The organism is Paenarthrobacter aurescens (assembly GCF_041549525.1).
Classification (GTDB): Bacteria; Actinomycetota; Actinomycetes; order Actinomycetales; family Micrococcaceae; genus Arthrobacter; species Arthrobacter aurescens.
Genome location: NZ_CP157456.1, coordinates 1,732,812 through 1,751,653, shown reverse-complemented (window position 1 = coordinate 1,751,653; position 18,842 = coordinate 1,732,812). Strand labels below are relative to the sequence as shown.

The window sequence follows — 18,842 nt, the reverse complement described above, 5'->3', positions numbered from 1 at the left end:
TGCAATCTCCGCTTGCGCGTGTCGTGTGATTGCCGGGAAATTAGCACACCGTCGGCCGCAGGTTACGTTCTCAATACTGCTTACTTCGTGAACGGATGCCGGGGAACACTGACGTCGTAAACGTTCACCGGCACCTTCGGATCCGCCGGCATCCTCAGCAGTGCTTCGAGAGCCTTGGCCTTCAGTTCCCTGTCCTCGGCATTGCCCCACACTACCGTCTTTCCGTCCACAAGTTTCAGTTCAACGGCGTCCGGCGACGCTGCAGAAGCAGTGGACATCCGGGCCAGGATGTCCGCTGGCAAGGTATTCAGAACAGCGGCAATCGCCTTGAACAACTCCGTATTGGTGGTGCCTACTCCGGCGTCAATCAGAGGTAGAGCCACAGCGGCCAAATCCTGTGTTGCACCGAGCTGGACGCCGTCCACGTCCACCATTACATAGCTCTCCCCCTGCTTCAGCAGGGCCACCGGGACGCGCTCGTCCACGTGAACCAGCAGCTCAGAGGGCGGCCGGGCTTCCATGGTGGCGGAGCGGACCTGGACCAGTGGCTTCAGCAGTTCGTTGATTTCCTGCTCGCTGACCTGTGGCAGCGGCTTGCCCTCGAGGCCGGCCAGTGCTTTTTGCACAGCGTCAGGAGTGACCAGCGAGGTTCCGTCAACAGTGATGGTGCGAACTGCCAACACCGGCGAAAAAATGGCCCCTGCGATCAACGAACCCACCACCACGGCCACGATGGAGAGAGTCCACAGCACGAGTCGCCGCTGGCGCCGGCTCCGGGGCTCGGGAAAGGCAATGACGTTATCAGCCGGGGCCGGGGCACCCTTGACGTCCGGTTCTACATGGCGCTGTGCGCTGATGACCTCCGCCGAGCCGCCTCCGGACCGGCTCGCCTTGGCGGGACGCGGGTCCGTTGCCGGCCTGTAAGTGGGCTTCCGGGTGCTAGCCATCCAGTGCCGCCACGATGTCCGGCCCGTAGGCGGTGACGTCTCCGGCTCCGACGGTCAGGACCACATCACCCTCACCTGCAACGGCCGCAACGGCGGACACGGCTTCATCAGCGGATATGAGCCCTCCGTGGACCAACCGATCGGTGATCAGCGCGCTTGTAACCCCGGGGATGGGGTCCTCACGGGCAGGATAGATCTCCAGGACAAACGCGGTATCTGCCAGGTCCAACGCGGCCGCGAACTCCTTGGCGAACTCACGGGTCCGGGAAAAAAGGTGCGGTTGAAACAGCACGTGCACCTTGTTGCCGGCTGCTACGGAACGTGCTGCCGACAACGCTGCACGAACCTCCGTGGGGTGGTGGGCGTAATCGTCATAAACCCGGACACCCCTCCCCTGGCCTTTGAACTCAAAGCGCCGGGACGCCCCGGTGAAGTGGCCCAGGGCAGCCGCTGCCGCACCGGGCTCCACACCGAGTTCGACGGCGACTGCGAAGGCTGCCGCCGCGTTCAGGGCATTGTGGCGTCCAGGCACCTGCAGTTCGAGACTGTGGACTTCACCTCCGACGTCAACCGACACCTGACCCGGACCGTCGTCGTGAAGCCGAACATCGGCATCAGCAGAAGTTCCGTAGGTCAATACCCGTGTTCGGCCCTTGGACGCTGTTCGTTCTGCCAAGGCCCTGGCTCCGGCGTCGTCTGCGCATGCCAGCAGCACTCCGTTGGCAGGCAGGAGCGCGGCGAACTTGTCAAAGGAAGCGAAGACGGCTTCCGGTGTCCCGTAGTGGTCCAGGTGATCGGCCTCGACGTTGGTAACCACTGCAATCAACGGCTCGTAGTTCAGGAACGACCCGTCCGATTCATCGGCCTCAGCCACGAAGATATCGGATTCGCCGTGGGCGGCATTGACCCCCAGCGCCGGCACGTTCGCACCGATGGCAAAGGAAGGATCCAAGCCGGCTTTCTTCAGGAGGACAGCCACCATGGAGGTGGTGGTGGATTTGCCGTGGGTTCCGGCCACAGTGACAACCCGGTGGCCGGCCATGGTGGCGGCCAGGGCTTCGGAACGGTGCAGTACAGGTAGTCCGGATTCGCGTGCAGCCACTAACTCAGGGTTGTCGGCCCGGATGGCTGAGCCCGCCACCACGGTCTGGGCATCCCCAAGGTTTCCGGCGTCGTAACCCACTTTGATGCGGGCACCTGCCAGCGCTAGGTCACCCATGACCGGCAAGTCCTTGACGTCCGTTCCGCTGACCGGGACGCCCCGGGAGACCATGATGCGGGCGACGGCGGACATGCCCACTCCGCCGATTCCGATGAAGTGGACGCGTCCGAGGGACTCAAGCCCGGCGATGCTGGTGGTCATGCGGATACCGCTTCCAAGACAAGATCAGCCATCCGCTGATCGGCGTTTCTAATACCCAGGGCTTCGGATTTCCGGGCCATGTCCCTAAGCCTGCTGCGGTCCGTCAAGAGCGGAATCAATTCGCTTCGGAGCCATTCAGGGCTGAGGTCTTTGTCATCAATCATCAGCGCGCCGCCCGCAGAGACCAAAGGCGCTGCGTTCAAGGCTTGCTCGCCGTTGCCGATGGGCAGAGGAACAAAGACAGCCGGGACTCCCACGGCAGCTACCTCGCTGACGGTTCCGGCCCCGGCGCGTGCAAGGATGACGTCGGCCGCGGCATAGACGTTCTCCATACCGTCCACGTACTCAACCTGGCGGTATCCATCTGCGGCGAGAACACCGCCCTCGTCATCTTTGACCGCTTTGCCTTTGCCAGTGATGTGGAGGGTGTCAATGCCGGCAGCTGCCAGGGAGGGCAGCGCGGCAGTGATGGCCCGGTTGATGCTCAACGCCCCTGAGGAGCCGCCTGTGACGATCAAAGCCGGGCGGTTGGCATCGAGCCCCAAGGAGGTCTTTGCCGCAGGCGCAGCTACGGTCCTGTCCAATTGCGAGATCGCCCGGCGCATGGGCATGCCCACGTGGCGTGCACCCCGCAAGCGGGTCCCGGCAAAGGCCACGGCAACATGCTTGGTGAACCGCGCGCCCACACGATTAGCCAGGCCGGCTTTCATGTTGGCCTCGTGGATGACGATGGGAATCCGAAGTTTCCGCGCGGCAAGGTACATCGGTGTGCAGACGTAGCCGCCCACGCCAACCAAAACATCGGCACGGGACTCTTCCAGGATTCGCCGGGCCTGCCGCACCGCGCCGCTCAACCGGGCAGGCAACTTAACAAGGTCCGCCGACGGGCGCCGCGGAAAGGGAACGCGGTCGATGGTGGCCAGCTCGTATCCGGCCGCGGGAACGAGCCGGGTTTCCATGCCCGACGGCGTCCCCACAGCCAGGATGGCGGCGTCCGGTCGTCGGTCCTTGATGGCATCAGCGATAGCCAAAAGTGGGCTGACGTGACCGGCAGTGCCACCGCCGGCTAGGACGACGGACAAAGGCTTGGGCACGGTGGTGGAGTCAGAAGTCATGAAGTGCTAGGTACGCTTTCGTGCGGTCTTGGACATGAGGCGCGGGAAGAATCCTGAACGCTGCTGCGCCGGCAATTGGCCGCGGGCCAAAGACAACACTACGCCCACGCCGCAGAGGGACATGATCAGGGCGGAGCCACCGTAGGAGATGAAAGGCAGCGGCACCCCCACCACAGGAAGGAGCTGGGTTACAACGGCCATGTTCATGCTTGCCTGGCCGAGCAGCCACACCATGATTCCGCCGGCGAGGGTGCGCTGGAACGGGTCTGTCTGGCGCACTACAACCCGGAAGATGGCGATGCCCAGGATCGCGAACAGGACCAGGACCACAATGGTTCCCACGAGGCCCAGTTCCTCGCCAATGATGGCAAAGATGAAGTCGTTGTGGGCCTCCGGCAACCAGTTGTATTTCTGGCGGCTCTGGCCCAGGCCCAATCCCGTCCAGCTCCCCTGCGCAAGGCCGTACATGCCGTTGGTTGATTGGAAGTCAAAGTCGAACTGCTCGGTGCACTGCGCGGACGCTGTTCCCAACCAGGAGGTGATGCGGCAGATCCGGTTGGCGCTGCTGATGGTGGCCAGGACTGCTCCGACCGCCCCCACCGCACCGGCAATAGCCAGCATGCGTCCGGGAACCCCGGCAAAGTACAGCCCCGCTGCGGTGATGGCCGCAATCACGATGACCGTTCCGAGGTCATTGCCCAACATCACCAAACCCATGACGAGGCCGGCTCCGGGCACCACGGGAATGATGACGTGCATCCAGCGGTTGAGGAGCTTTTGTTTACGTGCCAGAACGGCAGCGATCCAGACGCACAAGATCAGCTTGGCCATCTCGGAGGGCTGAAGGGTGATACCTCCGAGGTCAATCCAGTTCTTGTTGCCGTTGACGGTGTTGCCCATGACCTGAACCAAAGCCAGAAGCACAATCACGGCCCCCAGCGCCCACCAGGACAACTTTTTCATCCAGTTCACGTTGGTCCGCGAAATGACGTACATGGCAATGAGGCCCACAACACCAAAGACCGCCTGTTTGAGGGCGTCAGCGTACGGCGATTTGCCCTCGGAAATGGCTTCAACGCTCGAGGCGGACAACACCATCATGATGCCGATTGCCGTCAACGCCAGGGCGCAGCCGAGGATCAGGTAGTACGTGGAGCTGTTGGGTGCTTTGCTTTTGCCTTCAAGGCTCTCCCAAAAGCCCCGCAGGTGTCCGCGTAGCCTTGCCGGGCGGCCGTCGCCGGATGCCGGCGCGGACTTCCCGTCCCGGGGTTCCTTGCCGCGGGTGCGGGTGGGCGTGCTGACCATTGTTACTCCTCGGTGGTCGGTGCCTGCCCTTCCACAAGCTCGCGAACTGCCAGGACGAAAGCATCGCCACGGTGAGCGTAGGAAGAGAACTGATCCATGGATGCAGCCGCCGGCGCCATCAGCACCGTATCGCCGGGCGTTGCCACTTCAGCCGCCGAGGCCACGGCCCGGGCCATGATGGTTTCACCGTAGATTGGCGATGCGGCGTCTCCGGCTGCGGTCTGCACTCCTTCAGTGTCGCCCTTGGAGGGCGCTATGACCGGGACATCGGGTGCGTGTCGCTGGAGCGCCCCTTCAAGTGCCTCGGTGTCCGTGCCAATGAGGACCACGGCTTTGAGCCGGGGCGCGTGCTCTTTGACAAGGTCCTCATAATTGACACCCTTGGACAAGCCGCCGGCAATCCACACCACCTTCTGGAAAGCGGAAAGGGCGGCTGAGGCCGCGTGCGGATTGGTTGCCTTGGAGTCGTTGATCCACAGGATGTCCTTGTGGTTGGCCACCAGCTGGATGCGGTGGGCACCTGGCAGGTAATTGGCAATGCCCTGCTTCACCGCTGCCGCATCAACGCCATAGGCCCGCACCAGGGCTGCTGCCGCCAGTGCATTGGCCACCATGTGGCGAGGTGCCACAGGACCAAGATCGGACATTGCGGCAAGCTCCGCCGCAGAATCTTTGCGTTCTGCAATGAAGGCCCGGTCCACCAGCAGACCGTCCACTACGCCCAGCATGCTGATGGCCGGGGTGTTGGTGGTGAAGCCGATTGCCCGGCACCCCTCGATGACGTCGGCGTTTTCCACCATTCGTTCAGTTTCGATCTGTTCGGCGTTGTAGATCGCCGCCTTTTGGGTGTTCTCGTACACCTTGGCCTTGTCCGCGAGGTAGGAAGCGTAGGAGCCGTGCCAATCGACGTGGTCCTCGGCAACGTTCAAGCAAACACTCGCTACAGGAGACAAAGAGTGGCTCCAGTGCAGCTGGAAGCTGGAGAGCTCAACAGCAAAAGCATCGTAGTCCACCGGGTCCCGGAGTGCGTCGAGAATCGGGGTACCCACGTTTCCCACGGCGATGGCCTTGAGCCCGGCTGCCTGCAGCATGGACTCAGCCATGCCCACGGTGGTGGTCTTGCCGTTGGTGCCGGTAATGGTCAACCAGTCCGCCGTCTTTCGTCCTGCCCGCTCGCGCAGTCTCCACGCGAGCTCGACGTCGCCCCAAACGGGAACGTGCTTGCGCTTGGCGGCGGCAAGCAAAGCCTGATCCGGGCGCCAGCCGGGAGAGGTCACTACCAGCTCCGGCAACGCCTCATCGATCAACGGCAGGGCCGTGACCGCGTCCTCACCCAGCAACACGTCCACGGCACCCACAATCTTGAGGGTGTCAGCCTGGGCTTTGGCCTTGGCGGAAGTAGCGGCATCAACAACTACCACCTTGGCGCCGAGCTCGATCAGGGTATCTGCAGCTGCGAAGCCGGAGATACCAATGCCGGTCACCACAACGCGCAGGCCGGCCCAGTCAGCATCCCAGCTGGTGAGTGTCTTAAGCCTGTCAGTGTTCGACGGCGTCATCTCCGGGCTTTCGTTCACAGCAGCACCACCCATTCAGCATAGAAAATTCCAAGGCCCGCGGCCACGAAGAGCCCTGCCAGAATCCAGAACCGGACCACGACGGTGACTTCATCCCAGCCCTTCAATTCAAAGTGGTGTTGCAACGGAGCCATCTTGAAGACCCGCTTGCCGCCGCTTAGCTTGAAGAAGCCCACCTGGATGATCACGGACAGGGTGATGAGGACGAAGAGCCCACCGATGAACGCCAGCAGGAGTTCGGTGCGGGAGAGGATTGCGAAAGCGGCAACGGCACCGCCAATGGCCAAGGAGCCGGTGTCACCCATGAAGATTTTGGCAGGTGAAGTATTCCACCACAGGAATCCCACCAGAGCCGCACTCAGAATGGCGGCCAGCAGGGCAAGGTCCATGGGGTCACGGACCTGGTAACACCCGCTGCCGGCTTCCCGGGGTGATCCGCAGGCCTGGTTGTTCTGCCAAATCCCCATGATGGTGTAGGCACCAAAGACCATGACGGATGCTCCGGCCGCCAGCCCGTCCAGGCCGTCGGTCAGGTTCACGCCGTTGGTGGCTGCGGTGATGATCAGGTTTGACCAGAGGATAAACAAGATGGCACCTACCACTGTCCCGCCGAAGGCGAGGTCCAGCCACGGGATGTCCCTCACGAGCGAAATCTGGGTGGAGGCCGGACGCAGGCCGTCCTCATTGGGGAACTGCAGGACCAACACCGCAAAGATGATGCCCACAGCCGCCTGCAGGATCAGCTTGGCCCGTGCGTTCAGGCCGAGGCTGCGCTTGTTGGAGATCTTGATGAAGTCATCAAGGAAGCCAACAAAACCCATGCCCACCATGAGGAACAGCAGCAATAGTCCCGAGGCCGAGGGGCCCGCGGAGTCCGGATTCATCATCCACATGATCAGGTGCGTCACGAAGTAGCTGATAAGCACCGCGGCCACCACCACTGTCCCGCCCATGGTGGGAGTGCCGCGCTTGGTGTGGTGGGACGTCGGTCCGTCGTCCCGGATGAATTGTCCGTAGCTCTTGGCCACAAGGAACTTAATGAACAGGGGTGTCCCGATCAGGGCCACCAGAAGGGCGACGCCGGCGCCGATCAAAAGTGCAATCACAGCAGCTCGTTCCCTTCGCTTGCGGCAGCTTCATCCGCGTTTTCTCCGGTGGGCTCGGCCCGTGGGGGTAATGCTATCCGATCACCCAAATGCCGCAGGCCCACACCGTTGGAGGACTTGAACAGCACCAGGTCTCCGGGTTCCAGCTCATTTTGAAGCAGCTCGTAGGCTTCTTCCACAGTCTCGGTGAAGGAGCACTCATCACCCCAGGAGCCTTCCTGAATGGCCGAGACGTAAAGCGCACGGGCCTCACGACCCACCACCACCAACCTGGAAATGTTCAGGCGCACAACCTGCGTCCCCACTGCGGTATGTTCACGAATGGAGTCCTCGCCCAGCTCCAGCATGGCTCCAAGAACGGCCCAGGTCCTTCTGCCTTGACCGAGGTCCGCCAATGTTCGCAGGGCAGCCCGCATGGATTCCGGATTGGCGTTGTAGGCGTCATTGATGATGGTCACACCGTCTTCGCGCTCGGTCCGCTCCATCCGCCAGCGGCTGGCGGCAGACTGGGAACTGAGCGAGGACGCGATGTCTCTGGCCGGGATGCCTGCAGCGAACGCAGCGGCGGCGGCAGCCAACAGATTGGTGACGTGGTGGGCGCCGATCAGGCGGCTACGCACCTCAACGGATGGACCGCCGTCGGGCAGCACCAAATCAAAATCAGGGAATCCTTGGGCATTGACCACAACGTTGCGTGCTTCCACCTCTTCAGTGGTGGCAGGCGAGGCCGTGAACCCCAGCACCTTGGCCTTGGTCCTGGTGCGCATGGCGGCAACCCTGCCGTCATCGAGGTTGAGGACGGCCGTACCGTGCTCGCCGAGGGCTTCCACCAGTTCGCCTTTGGTCTTGGCGATGTTCTCCACGCCGCCGAACTCACCGGCGTGGGCGGTACCAACCACCAGGACCACGCCGATGTCCGGCTTCACCATCTCTGCCAGGTACTTGATGTGCCCCAGGCCCGTGGCGCCCATCTCGATGACCAGGAAGCGGGTTCCGGCATCTGCGGCGAAGACCGTCAGCGGGACGCCCACCTCACCGTTATAGGAGCCCTGCGGCGCCACTGTGACTCCAGCGGTGGACAGGATGCCCGCCAGGAGATCCTTGGTGGTGGTTTTTCCTGCGGACCCGGTGATGCCGATCACGGTGAAGTCCTCGCCGTGGCTCGTACGCTCAGCGCGGATGCGCCTGACGGACTCTGCAGCCAGCGCCCCCATGGCCAACACCGCGTTTTCAACCACGACGGCGGGATACGGGCGGCCGTCGGAGTCGGTCACAACACGTTCGGCAAGAACCAGAACGGCACCGCGTTCAAAGGCGGCGTCGACGAAGTCATGTCCATCGGCGTGCTCACCGGGTTTGGCAACATACAACGATCCGGGCGTCGCTTCCCGGGAATCTGTGACGACGGAAGTGGGCACGATGTCCGGATCTCCGGTCAATCGGCCATGGGTGATGTCGGCGATCTCCGCCGCAGTAAGTGCAATCATCTCGGTTTAGGACTCTATCCGCTGGTCCGTTGAAACGCTGAATCCCTTGGATGTCAAGGCGGCCCGCAACTCCACTCTGTCATCCAGCGCGAGGTTCACGCCTTTGACCTCTTGCCACACCTCATGCCCGCGGCCGGCAATGAGAATGGTGTCGTCGCCGGTGGCGATGTCCACGGCCATCCTGATGGCGGCATCCCGCGGGTAGGACTCGATGATCTCACTGCTCAGGTTTTCGGCTTCCCGGGCTGCGTAGGCGCCTTGAAGGACCTCGGCCCGGATTGCGGCTGCGTCCTCGTCATGGGGATCGTCATCGCTGACAATCACGACGTCGGCCAGACGGGCGGCGATTGCACCCATGGTGGGGCGTTTGCCTTGGTCACGCTGCCCCGTTGCCCCGAAGACCACGATCACCCGGGACCCCGCTTTGGGAGAGCGAACAGCTTCCAGGGCCCGGGACAGGGCGTCCGGATTGTGGGCAAAATCAACAACGGAGGCAGGTTCTGTTGAGACCAGCTGCATGCGTCCGGGAACTGCCACCGTGAAGGGGTCGTGCGCATCCAGGGCAGCCTGAAGCGTGGCCTCGTCCACTCCGGAGGCCAGGACCATGATGGTGGCCAAGGCTGCGTTGGCCACGTTGAACTCGCCCGGCAGGCCGGTGTGTACGCGCAGGATCCGTCCATCGGCGTGGCTGAGTTCGAATTCCGAGCCCAGTCCACGCGCGGTGATGGAGGCAACTTTCCAGTCGGCGTTGACCTGTTCGGAGGGTTTGGTGGAGAGAGTGGTTACGGGGATGTCAGCTGCGGCGGCCAGCTTGCGGCCCCATTGATCGTCCACCGTCACCACGGCGTTCCTGGCCCTGCCGGCTGTGAAAAGCTCAGCTTTGGTACGGAAGTACTCTTCCATGCTGCCGTGAAGGTCCAGATGGTCCTGGGTCAGGTTGGTGAACCCTGCGACGTCGAACATCACCCCGTCCACGCGGTGGAAGGAGATCGCGTGGGACGAGACTTCCATGGAGGCGGCATCCAGGCCGCGTTCGCGCATGAGGGCCAGCAACGCGTGGACATCCGTGGATTCCGGCGTTGTGAGAAGGCTGGGGATAGGCTCCCCGCCTGCAAGGATCTCGATGGTGCCTATCAGGCCCGGCTTCTTGCCCAAGGCGCTGAGCAAGGAGTTGATGAAATAGGTGGTGGTGGTCTTGCCGTTGGTACCGGTGACCCCGAACATCGTTGGGAACCCGCCGTCGTCAGGCTGGCTGCGATAGATCAGTGCGGCCAAACGTCCGACGGCGGTCCGCGGCTCGGCCACGATGAGTACCGGCACGGGCTGCTCACCTGCCAGCGCAAGCTGGCGCGCCCCGGCGTCGTCGGTAACTACCGCAACCGCTCCAGCCTCAATCGCCTGCGGAACGAAGTCCGCACCATGGCGCGAAGCACCGGGCAGGGCCATATAGAGGTCACCGGCTTCCACGGCTCTTGAATTGAGCGAAATGCCGGTCACTCCCCTGTCCTGGCTTGCGTCAGGAACGGCAACGCCGAGTGTTTCCGCGATTATGGCCAACGGCACCGCAGCCACGGATGCAGGACGAAATCCGGTCTGGCCGGCGCCCGGCGTCGTGGCGTTGGTAGCTGCCTCATTGTGCTCTGACACGTGGTTCTCCGTTGGTGCTCGTGGAACGACCGGCTGGGGGCCAGCGGCGCCCGGGCCGTTGTTGGTGGATCGATATTTGGCCGAAACAGACGCCCAAAAAGCTTACTTGACGAACTGCGGCAACCGCGCGGGCGTTCCCGTGGACGGGGCCACGTTGTAGGTCCGCAGGACTTGGGACATCACCGAACGGAAAACAGGACCGTTCGTGACGCCATAGATGTTTCCCTTGGGCCGCTGAAGGACCACTTCCACGATGAACCGGGGGTCATCCATGGGGGCCATGCCCACCATGGAGGCCGTGAAGCCGTCAAAGCCGGGCAAGCCGTCCTCCCGGGGCGCCTGCGAGGTTCCGGTCTTCGCCCCCACGCGGTAGCCGTCAATGGCGGCGTCCTTGATCTGGCCCTCGGTGACTGCGCTCTCCAGGATGTCCCGGACTTGTTGGGCGGTTTCCTTGGAGACCACCTGGCGTGAATCCTTTGCGGGAACCTTCTGTTCCTCGCCCTCGGGGGTGATGTAGCTGTCAATGAGCCTGGGCTGCAGCATCACACCATCATTGGCGATGCTTTGGAAGGCGCGCACGGTCTGGAGCGTCGATTGCGAGACACCCTGGCCGAAAAGCACCGTGTACTGCTGACGGTCATCCCACTGCTCAGGCTTTGCCAGTATGCCGGTGGCCTCAGCGGGCAAGCCGATGTCCGTCTGTTCTCCAATGCCGAACTTCTTCAACCAGTCGTAGCGTTGTTCCTTGGTCAGGCGGCTGCCGGCCATCACTGTTCCGGTGTTCATGGACCAGCCCAGGATCCCGGCGAGAGTGCGCTCTTCCGTGCCGTGCTCGAACGCATCGGTGAAGGTCTGTCCGTCAATGGTGTAGGCCGCCGGGGTGGTGAAGTGATCCAAGGGGAACGACTTTCCCTCTTCAATCACGGCTGCGGCGGTAATCATCTTCTGCACCGAGCCTGGCTCATAAGCGGCCGTCACGGACCTGACCCCACGGTCCTTGGCATCAACTTTCCCGGGGTCATTGGGGTCCGGGGCATTGGTATCGGCCAAGGCAATGAGATTGCCCGTTTTGGTGTCCATCACAATGATGGAACCCCACTCGGCGTTCATCTTGTTGACCTGGCTCTGGATGGCCTGCTGGGCAAAGTACTGAATGTCCGTGTTGATGGTGAGTTTGACGTCGCTGCCGTCAACTGCCGGAGTGAGCTCGTCAGTGGCCACCGGGATCCTCAGGCCATCGGCGCCGATTTCGAAGACCCGTTTACCTTCAACCCCACGAAGAATCTCATCCTGGGTCTGTTCGATGCCGGCCTGGCCGTTGGTTCCGTCCTTGAGGAAACCAACCACCCCACCGGCCACGCTGCCGTTGGGATAGACGCGCTTGCTCACACCTTCTGCACTGAGTCCCGGAATGTACAGCTTCGAAATGCGGTCTTCCAGCTCCGGTTTTACGTCCTTGGCAACCATGAAGTACTTTTTGTCGCCAGTGAGGGATTCCCGGATGGTGCTTTCGTCCGCTCCGAGCAGCCCGGCGAGATCGGCTATCCCCTGGTCACGTGTGATCTCGTCCAGCGTTTCGGTCTTCTCGTTGAAGCGGTGGAAGGTCTGTGTGGTGGTATTGACCGTCTGGTCCACCACGATGTTGTAGCGAATCACGCTCGATGCCAACACAGTTCCGTTGGCGTCCACAATCTGGCCACGTTCAGCAGGGAGTACCTGCGGGGTCAGGCGACTGGCCAGGGCAGCTTCGGCCATCCCGCCCATGTCCAGGCCTTGGACCATGAACAGCTTGCCGCCCACCACGAGAAGCAGGGTCAGCATGATGCCAAGGCCAACGCGCAACCGCTTTCTTGCCGCCGGCGTCTTCGTTTTTGTCGATGTGCCGGGGTTCTTTGCCACGTTGATTCCTTGCTGCTGGCCCTGCTTCGATGGTTTGACGATCTACTGCCCTGGCACCTTTTGCCGGGGTGCCGGTACCGATCCCCCATAAAGCTCAGCAGGAGGCGCGGCCGCCGGCGGTGCTGCCGGGGTGGACGGCGTTGCAGCCGGGGCCACCGGGGTTGCCTCCGGTTTGCGGCTTTCCAGCGGTTCCTTGGTAGTCACCGACGGAACCACGTCAATCAACCCCTCCACGGCGGGAGCAGCAAGGAGGGCACCGGGATTATCTCCCTTAACCGCCGGTGATGCCTTGCCGGTCACCGCCATGGTGTTCAGATCGATCTGACCTTTGGTGGTGGAAGCAACCATTCCCAATTCTGCAGCCTTTGCGGCCAGGTTCTGGGGAGCTTCGTAGTTCTGCTTCTTCTGTGTCAGGTCCTGGTTTTCCTTGTTGAGCGTGGCAGCCTCGGCTTTGAGCTGCACCAACTGGTACTGCGCTGTGGACACCGAGATATTCAACACCAGGACTGTCAGGAGGGCGGCTGCCATCGCCACGAAGCACAGAACCACGAACGGGGTCCTTCGCTTACCCGGGGCGCTGCGGACCAGCGACAGAGGAGTACGCGCCTTGCGGCCGGCCCCGGCCTTTTCCGCGGGCGCGGTGAGGCTACGGGCCGTGCCCAGCGTGGAGGGCACAGTCTTCGCTGCGGCGTTGCTCATGCTTCTCTCCTCTGTTTGATACGCTCCACTGCCCTCAACCGGGCAGACGCCGCGCGGGGATTTTCAGCGATTTCTGCTGCCGTAGGCACTTCCGTGCCCTTGGTAATGGTCTTCAATTCGGGTTTATGTTCTTCAAGCTCCACCGGGAAGCCAAGCGGCGCCGAAGATTTGGAACCTGACTGGAAAACGGACTTCACGATCTTGTCTTCGAGTGAGTGATAGGACATCACCACGATCCGGCCACCCATGGCGGTTGCGGCTACGGCTGCCGGAACTGCACGTTCGAGGACATCAAGTTCTTCGTTGACCTCAATCCGCAGGGCCTGGAAGGTGCGCTTGGCCGGGTGTCCGCCGCTCTTGGCCGCCGCGGCAGGGACTACGCTGCGAATCTGTTCCACGAGTTCCCCCGTGGTGGCAAAGGGCTTCTCCGTGCGGGCATTGACGATCCTGTTGGCGATCCGGCCGGCGAACTTCTCCTCACCCCATTTGCGGATGATGCGCACCAGTTCGTCTTCGGTGTAGTTGTTGACCACATCAGCTGCGGTCTGCCCGCGGCTGGTGTCCATGCGCATATCCAACGGCGCATCGTAGGAGTAGGCAAAACCCCGCTCGCGCTCATCGAGCTGCAGGGAGGAGACTCCAAGGTCCATCAAAATGCCATGGACCTCGGAAATTCCAAGGTCCAACAGGACATCCTCGATCTCGTCATAGACCGCGTGTACGAGGTCCGTGCGGTGGGAGAAGGGTTCCAACCGCGCGCCTGCCAGGGCCAGAGCCTCTTCGTCCCTATCAATGCCTACGAGGTGCAGATCCGGGAAACGCTGCAGCATGGCCTCGGAGTGTCCACCCATACCCAAGGTGGCATCGATGGCCACGGGGGTTTCGCCGCGTTCCCTGGCAGCTTCGAAGCCGGGGGCGAGCAGATTGATGCAGCGGTCTTTGAGGACGGGCACGTGGCGCTCCGATGTGGGCTTTGCCGCGTCCTGCTCTTCCACGCTGCCTCCTCTTTCCTCAATCGCTTACGTGCTGCTTCTTAAATCGGATCCCCATCCGCGCCTATCGGCTGCCGGCCTGGCTCAGGGGAAGTTGAGCCAGGAAAACAGTTCGATGGGCGGCTGGAGATCCCATTCAAGAAGCTGGACTGCGGTTTCCTCCAACCGGACTCAGATGAACCCGGGCAGATTCTCGTCATCCGTTTCCGAGAAGGCTGCTTCCTTCTCGTTGAGATACTCATTCCAAGCTTCGGCATCCCAGATCTCGGCCCGGGTTCCGGCTCCGATGACCGCCAGTTCCCTGCCGAGGCCTGCATAAGACCGGAGCGCCGGCGGAATTGTCACGCGCCCCTGCTTGTCAGGTACCTCGTCAGAGGCTCCAGACAGGAAAACCCGAATGTAGTCACGTGCCTGTTTGGAAGACAGTGGCGCCTCCCGCATCGACTCGTGGATTCGCTCGAATTCTTTCTGGCTGAAGACGTAGATGCAGCGTTCCTGGCCTCTGGTGAGAACCAATCCATCGGCAAGCTCCTCACGGAACTTGGCTGGGAGAATGATCCGGCCCTTTTCATCAAGACGCGGCGAGTGAGTACCCAGAAACACTGGCCCCACCGCCCCTCAATCAAGGTGCCCGCACATTCCCAACACTGCCACTACCCTCTTATGTACTCCACTTTACTCCACAACGCCCCACAGTCAACGCACCGCGGGGCGTTTCTCCACCACTTCGAGAATCATCAGGCCTGAAATCACGCGGTTTTTGGGACGGTGGCGAAGAGTGGAGGGCTGGAGGCGCAAGCAGAGAGCCACCCGCACCGTCCCGGCGTATTGCCTGCTCCGTTGCCGCTAAAACCGCGCGCGATCCACCCTGAGGCAGGAAGCGGGGAAGAAAGTGGAGAAAAGGGTGGAAAGTGGAGCCCAGGGTCTTTAAATGCGAAAAGACCCGCAGTGCGGGTCTTTCGTTATCCCTCTTCGAACCTCAGGGGCAGGGTTGACTCAGGAGAGGCCGGGTGCGCCGGCCGGTGATGCGGTGCGGGCTCCTAGTGGTCGTCGCGACGCCGCTCGTCCCACCGTTCTTCCAGGTTGCTCATGAATGAACTCTTCGCTTTGCCTTTTCCGGGTTTGCCCTTGCCGGCTTTGCCAAAAGCCGCGCCACGCAACGTAGCGAAATAGACGCCAGCACCCATGACGACGAAACCGAGCACTCCCACCGGAATGGCCTGCAGCGAGACACCAACAAGCAGGAGCAGGATACCGGCAATGGCACCGAGCACACCAATGATCACATGCCGGGTAGACCAGCTGCGGATGGGATCCGAACCCATGGTGTTGGCGAACTTCGGATCGTCCTCATGAAGTTGCTTTTCCAGTTGCTCAAGCAGCTTCTGTTCATGCTCCGAGAGGGGCATCGCGACCTCCTTTAGTCAGCCAACGTCCGGACATAACGCTTCCTGTGCGTCTGTTTCCATAACGATCGGACCAAGAAAAGCGTTCCCGAAATTTCCCTCTTGGTTCAGCGGGCATCTCGGGGCCGACTGTTCAGGAAACAGTTTGTCCAGACGATCTAAATCTCTGTAATAAATAGGATAGTTTGTCCGACGCCGTTCTGAAAGACGCCCGGAGGCCCACCGCGAAACCCTGCGCAACCTCACGTGTCCGCCGCAGGCTTGCCGGGCTCCAGCAGCCGGGCCGGGAGCAGGGTTTTGGACCCAAAACGCTCCGAGACCCGGTCCAGTGCCTGTTCGGCCGCCCGCCAGTTGTCATCCCGTCGATCAAGGCTCAGCTGCAGGGACGTCTGGCCCGCCGGCTCCAACTGCTCGGCGCGCACCCCTACCAATCGAACACTCATGGATCGTGTGCCCAGGGACTCGAGGAGTTGTACGGCCACTTGGTAAATCAGTTGGGCGCTGTCCACGGGGGTCTGAACAGTGCGGCTCCGGGTGACGGTGGAGAAGTCAGAATATCGAAGCTTCAACGCCACAGTCCTTGCGAGCATGCCTGAGCTCCTCAACCGGATGGCAGTGCGATGCGAAAGGCGCAGCAACTCCCTGTGCAGCAAGGCCTCATCCCCGGTATCAACGGAGAACGTTTCTTCCGCTCCGATGCTTTTCTCCAGCCTGGCTGGAGTTACCGGGCGCGGGTCTATACCCATGGATAGGCGATGAACGTGCTCACCGCTGGCTCCCAGGACCTTCTTCAGCGATGCCAGCGGTGTAGCTGCGACGTCGGCAACCGTGCGGATACCCAGACGGGACAGCACTTCGGCGGTCTTTCCCCCGACACCCCACAATGCTCCCACCGGAAGACTGTGGAGATAAGAAACTGAATCCTCGGCGTCAATCTGGAGGATGCCATCAGGCTTGCACCTGGTTGAGGCGATCTTGGCCACGAACTTTGTGCTGGCGATCCCCACCGAGGCCGTGATACCCAGTTCCGAGTGGACCCTGCGGCGAATGAGGTGGCCAATGTCCATGGGCGATCCCAAGCGCCGGATTGCGCCGCCCACGTCCAGAAAGGCCTCGTCCACGCTGAGCGGTTCCACGAGGTCAGTGATGGAGGCGAAAATCTCCATGAGCCGGGCAGAGACCTCGTAATACTCTTTGTGCCGGGGGTTGATGATCACGGCCGAGGGGCACCGCCTCATGGCAATGGACATCGGCATGGCCGACTTCACACCCGTGGCCCTGGCCTCGTAGGAGGCTGAGAGCACCACGGACCGCTCCGCCGGGAACCCCACAATGACCGGCTTTCCCCGCAGCTCGGGACGACTCCGCAGTTCCACTGAGACAAAGAAGGCATCCATGTCCACGTGAAGTATGCTGGTTCGCCGCATTTCCCGCAGGGCATCTCCGGCGCTGCGGGCGGGCCTGCTGCCGGCACTTTGAGCGCCACCGAATGCTTCCTGCCTCACATCGGCAATACTATGCCCGGCCACTGACTAAACTGGAGGCACAGTCCGGCTCAGCCCCAGGAAGGATACCCTGTGAAGCTCTTTGGAACTCCTCAATCGCGAGGGTTTGCCCTGCTCGCAGCCAGTGTCGCTTTGGCGGCCTCAGCATGCACACCATCGCCCGGCGGTTCGGCAGCGCCCTCAACACCGGGTGCCGCATCGGCATCCACGCAAGCGTCGCCAACACCGTCAACCTCAGTTTCGGGTTCCACAGCTTCACCGGAAACCACCACCTTCACAGAGACACCGGCGCCGGCGCCTGATGCCACGGCCACCGTCAACGCGCTGGTCCCTGGTTTTCCCGCGCAGCTCATCCCGGTCATGCCCAACACGTCCGTCCGTTCAAGCAGCGTGGACAAGAGTGAGGCAGTAGCCACCGTTGCCCTCGTGGGAACGGTCAAAGCCCCACCGGAGGGCGTTGTGGACTACTACAAGACCTCCATGGAGGCCCAAGGGTTCAAGCTTGTTCCGGGGCCATCCGCAGTGGGCAATGTCACCTCCTTGGACTTCGTCCGCGGTGACGGCGAGACCGTGAATGTTTCGGTCAGGCAAAAGGAAGGCGTCTCCACGTTCACGATCGGCGCGAACGTGGCGGCCGGGTCCGTCAAGTGACGGCCATTTCACTCATAGGCTCAGAGCAAACAGAGTTCATTGGCGGCGTCGCCGGCAAACTCCATGAGTTCCTGTCAGGGCAACAGGAACTGATGGCTTCTGTCTCTCCCGACGTCGAGCCGCTCATTGGATCCATTTCGAATCTCGTCACGGGCGGCAAGCGCCTCCGCGCCCTGATGTGCTATTGGGGCTGGCGGGGTGCTGGTGGCCCTGCAGGGAACCCGGAAATAGTTACCGCCGGCTGCGCCTTGGAGCTTTTCCAGGCAGCGGCCTTGATTCATGATGACATCATTGATCGTTCCGATACCCGCCGCGGTGGTCCCAGCGTGCACAAGCGGTTCAGCCAGCTCCACGAAGTCAATGGCTGGGCTTTGGACAGCGGGCGATTCGGGGATGCGGCAGCTATCCTCACAGGGGATCTTTGCCTTTCCTTCAGTGAGGAGTCCTTCACGGAGATCGGCGCCCGGGCAGCTGCGGGAAGCCCTGCCCGACGCATCTTCAATGTGATGCGCGCCGAAGTCATGGCGGGTCAGTACCTGGACATCCTGGAAGAAGTGGCCGGACCAGTCCGGGACCGCGCCGGCTCCGTTGCCCGCGCACAATCGATCATTCGGTACAAATCTGCCAAATACTCCACCGAGCACCCGCTGGCCTTGGGCGGGGCACTGGCCGGGGCCCCGGCCACCTTGTTGGAAGGTTATTCGCAGTTCTCTCTGCCCCTGGGCGAGGCATTCCAAATGCGCGATGACGTTCTGGGTGTCTTTGGAGATCCCGAAACTACCGGCAAGCCCGCCGGGGACGACCTCCGGGAAGGCAAGCGAACGGTTTTGGTTGGCTTCGCCATCAACCAAGCGCCTCGGCCGGAGGCAGATTACCTGGACAGGATGCTCGGCAACCCACTCTTGATGGAAGGCGAGGTGGCTGAGATACGGCGCATCATCATTGAATGCGGTGCGCTGGAGGCTACAGAATCGTTGATCGGCGAGTTGAGCCGCAAAGCCTTCGACGCTCTTGAACGCCTGCCCCTTCAGGACCTGCCATTGACGGCCTTGCGCCAGCTGGCCGAGTCAGCTGTCAGCCGGGCGGCGTGAGCGGCAGCTCCTTCAACGACAGACGCGGACGACGGCGGTGAGTCACCGCCGT

Annotated in this window: 16 protein-coding genes; 2 read left to right on the top strand and 14 right to left on the bottom strand. The window is 62.1% G+C overall.

The genetic code is table 11. The features are described from left to right. Positions 1-80 precede the first annotated feature (80 nt). From ABI796_RS08130 to dinB, 14 genes are all read right to left on the bottom strand, one after another. Positions 81-947: an FtsQ-type POTRA domain-containing protein gene (locus tag ABI796_RS08130; RefSeq protein WP_141284798.1), complete on the bottom strand. Its 867-nt coding sequence runs from the start codon at positions 945-947 to the stop codon at positions 81-83. Then, the gene (gene murC / locus ABI796_RS08125; RefSeq protein ID WP_141284796.1) at positions 940-2,310 is read right to left on the bottom strand and encodes a UDP-N-acetylmuramate--L-alanine ligase; all 1,371 of its coding nucleotides are present in this window, start codon (positions 2,308-2,310) and stop codon (positions 940-942) included. Before murC ends, ABI796_RS08130 begins: the two co-directional genes overlap by 8 nt. Further along, positions 2,307-3,425 carry an undecaprenyldiphospho-muramoylpentapeptide beta-N-acetylglucosaminyltransferase gene (gene murG, locus ABI796_RS08120; protein WP_141284794.1) on the bottom strand — a complete coding sequence of 373 codons (1,119 nt, stop codon included), beginning with the start codon at positions 3,423-3,425 and terminating at the stop codon, positions 2,307-2,309. The genes murC and murG overlap by 4 nt, the downstream gene beginning before the upstream one ends. 6 nt (positions 3,426-3,431) lie before the next feature. Then, entirely contained in the window at positions 3,432-4,730 is a 1,299-nt protein-coding gene (gene ftsW, locus ABI796_RS08115; protein WP_141284792.1) for a putative lipid II flippase FtsW, read from the bottom strand. 2 nt (positions 4,731-4,732) lie between these two features. Beyond that, the gene (murD, locus tag ABI796_RS08110) at positions 4,733-6,322 is read right to left on the bottom strand and encodes a UDP-N-acetylmuramoyl-L-alanine--D-glutamate ligase (RefSeq protein ID WP_141284790.1); all 1,590 of its coding nucleotides are present in this window, start codon (positions 6,320-6,322) and stop codon (positions 4,733-4,735) included. Then, complete coding sequence (mraY, locus tag ABI796_RS08105; RefSeq protein WP_141284788.1) at positions 6,304-7,413, bottom strand: phospho-N-acetylmuramoyl-pentapeptide-transferase; 1,110 nt, start codon at positions 7,411-7,413, stop codon at positions 6,304-6,306. Before mraY ends, murD begins: the two co-directional genes overlap by 19 nt. Further along, on the bottom strand, positions 7,410-8,900 hold the full coding sequence (gene murF / locus ABI796_RS08100) for a UDP-N-acetylmuramoyl-tripeptide--D-alanyl-D-alanine ligase (protein WP_141284786.1): 1,491 nt from the start codon (positions 8,898-8,900) through the stop codon (positions 7,410-7,412). Before murF ends, mraY begins: the two co-directional genes overlap by 4 nt. A gap of 6 nt (positions 8,901-8,906) precedes the next feature. Next, on the bottom strand, positions 8,907-10,547 hold the full coding sequence (locus ABI796_RS08095; protein WP_141284784.1) for a UDP-N-acetylmuramoyl-L-alanyl-D-glutamate--2,6-diaminopimelate ligase: 1,641 nt from the start codon (positions 10,545-10,547) through the stop codon (positions 8,907-8,909). Between the two features lie 102 nt (positions 10,548-10,649). Continuing rightward, positions 10,650-12,446, bottom strand: a complete 1,797-nt coding sequence (locus ABI796_RS08090; protein ID WP_141284782.1) for a penicillin-binding protein 2 — start codon at positions 12,444-12,446, stop codon at positions 10,650-10,652. A gap of 42 nt (positions 12,447-12,488) precedes the next feature. Beyond that, positions 12,489-13,145 (bottom strand): hypothetical protein, encoded by a 657-nt coding sequence (locus ABI796_RS08085; protein ID WP_141284780.1) that lies wholly within the window; start codon positions 13,143-13,145, stop codon positions 12,489-12,491. Next, on the bottom strand, positions 13,142-14,140 hold the full coding sequence (rsmH, locus tag ABI796_RS08080) for a 16S rRNA (cytosine(1402)-N(4))-methyltransferase RsmH (protein WP_141284778.1): 999 nt from the start codon (positions 14,138-14,140) through the stop codon (positions 13,142-13,144). The genes ABI796_RS08085 and rsmH overlap by 4 nt, the downstream gene beginning before the upstream one ends. 168 nt (positions 14,141-14,308) lie before the next feature. Continuing rightward, positions 14,309-14,740 carry a division/cell wall cluster transcriptional repressor MraZ gene (gene mraZ, locus ABI796_RS08075; protein ID WP_141284776.1) on the bottom strand — a complete coding sequence of 144 codons (432 nt, stop codon included), beginning with the start codon at positions 14,738-14,740 and terminating at the stop codon, positions 14,309-14,311. Positions 14,741-15,177: 437 nt separating this feature from the next. Beyond that, complete coding sequence (locus ABI796_RS08070; RefSeq protein ID WP_141284774.1) at positions 15,178-15,546, bottom strand: DUF3040 domain-containing protein; 369 nt, start codon at positions 15,544-15,546, stop codon at positions 15,178-15,180. 239 nt (positions 15,547-15,785) lie between these two features. Then, positions 15,786-17,048 carry a DNA polymerase IV gene (dinB, locus tag ABI796_RS08065; protein ID WP_141284772.1) on the bottom strand — a complete coding sequence of 421 codons (1,263 nt, stop codon included), beginning with the start codon at positions 17,046-17,048 and terminating at the stop codon, positions 15,786-15,788. Between the two features lie 72 nt (positions 17,049-17,120). On the opposite strand from dinB, the gene ABI796_RS08060 reads away from it, so the two are divergent. Next, the gene (locus ABI796_RS08060) at positions 17,121-17,699 is read left to right on the top strand and encodes a hypothetical protein (RefSeq protein WP_141284770.1); all 579 of its coding nucleotides are present in this window, start codon (positions 17,121-17,123) and stop codon (positions 17,697-17,699) included. Beyond that, positions 17,696-18,790 (top strand): polyprenyl synthetase family protein, encoded by a 1,095-nt coding sequence (locus ABI796_RS08055; protein ID WP_141284768.1) that lies wholly within the window; start codon positions 17,696-17,698, stop codon positions 18,788-18,790. The genes ABI796_RS08060 and ABI796_RS08055 overlap by 4 nt, the downstream gene beginning before the upstream one ends. Positions 18,791-18,842: the final 52 nt, after the last annotated feature.

What these genes read in the sequence shown, in the direction of transcription:
- ABI796_RS08130 (WP_141284798.1), bottom strand. Translation starts at nt 947, where the DNA reads ATGGCTAGCACCCGGAAGCCCACTTACAGGCCGGCAACGGACCCGCGT.
- murC (WP_141284796.1), bottom strand. Translation starts at nt 2,310, where the DNA reads ATGACCACCAGCATCGCCGGGCTTGAGTCCCTCGGACGCGTCCACTTC.
- murG (WP_141284794.1), bottom strand. Translation starts at nt 3,425, where the DNA reads ATGACTTCTGACTCCACCACCGTGCCCAAGCCTTTGTCCGTCGTCCTA.
- ftsW (WP_141284792.1), bottom strand. Translation starts at nt 4,730, where the DNA reads ATGGTCAGCACGCCCACCCGCACCCGCGGCAAGGAACCCCGGGACGGG.
- murD (WP_141284790.1), bottom strand. Translation starts at nt 6,322, where the DNA reads ATGGGTGGTGCTGCTGTGAACGAAAGCCCGGAGATGACGCCGTCGAAC.
- murF (WP_141284786.1), bottom strand. Translation starts at nt 8,900, where the DNA reads ATGATTGCACTTACTGCGGCGGAGATCGCCGACATCACCCATGGCCGA.
- ABI796_RS08085 (WP_141284780.1), bottom strand. Translation starts at nt 13,145, where the DNA reads ATGAGCAACGCCGCAGCGAAGACTGTGCCCTCCACGCTGGGCACGGCC.
- ABI796_RS08070 (WP_141284774.1), bottom strand. Translation starts at nt 15,546, where the DNA reads ATGCCCCTCTCGGAGCATGAACAGAAGCTGCTTGAGCAACTGGAAAAG.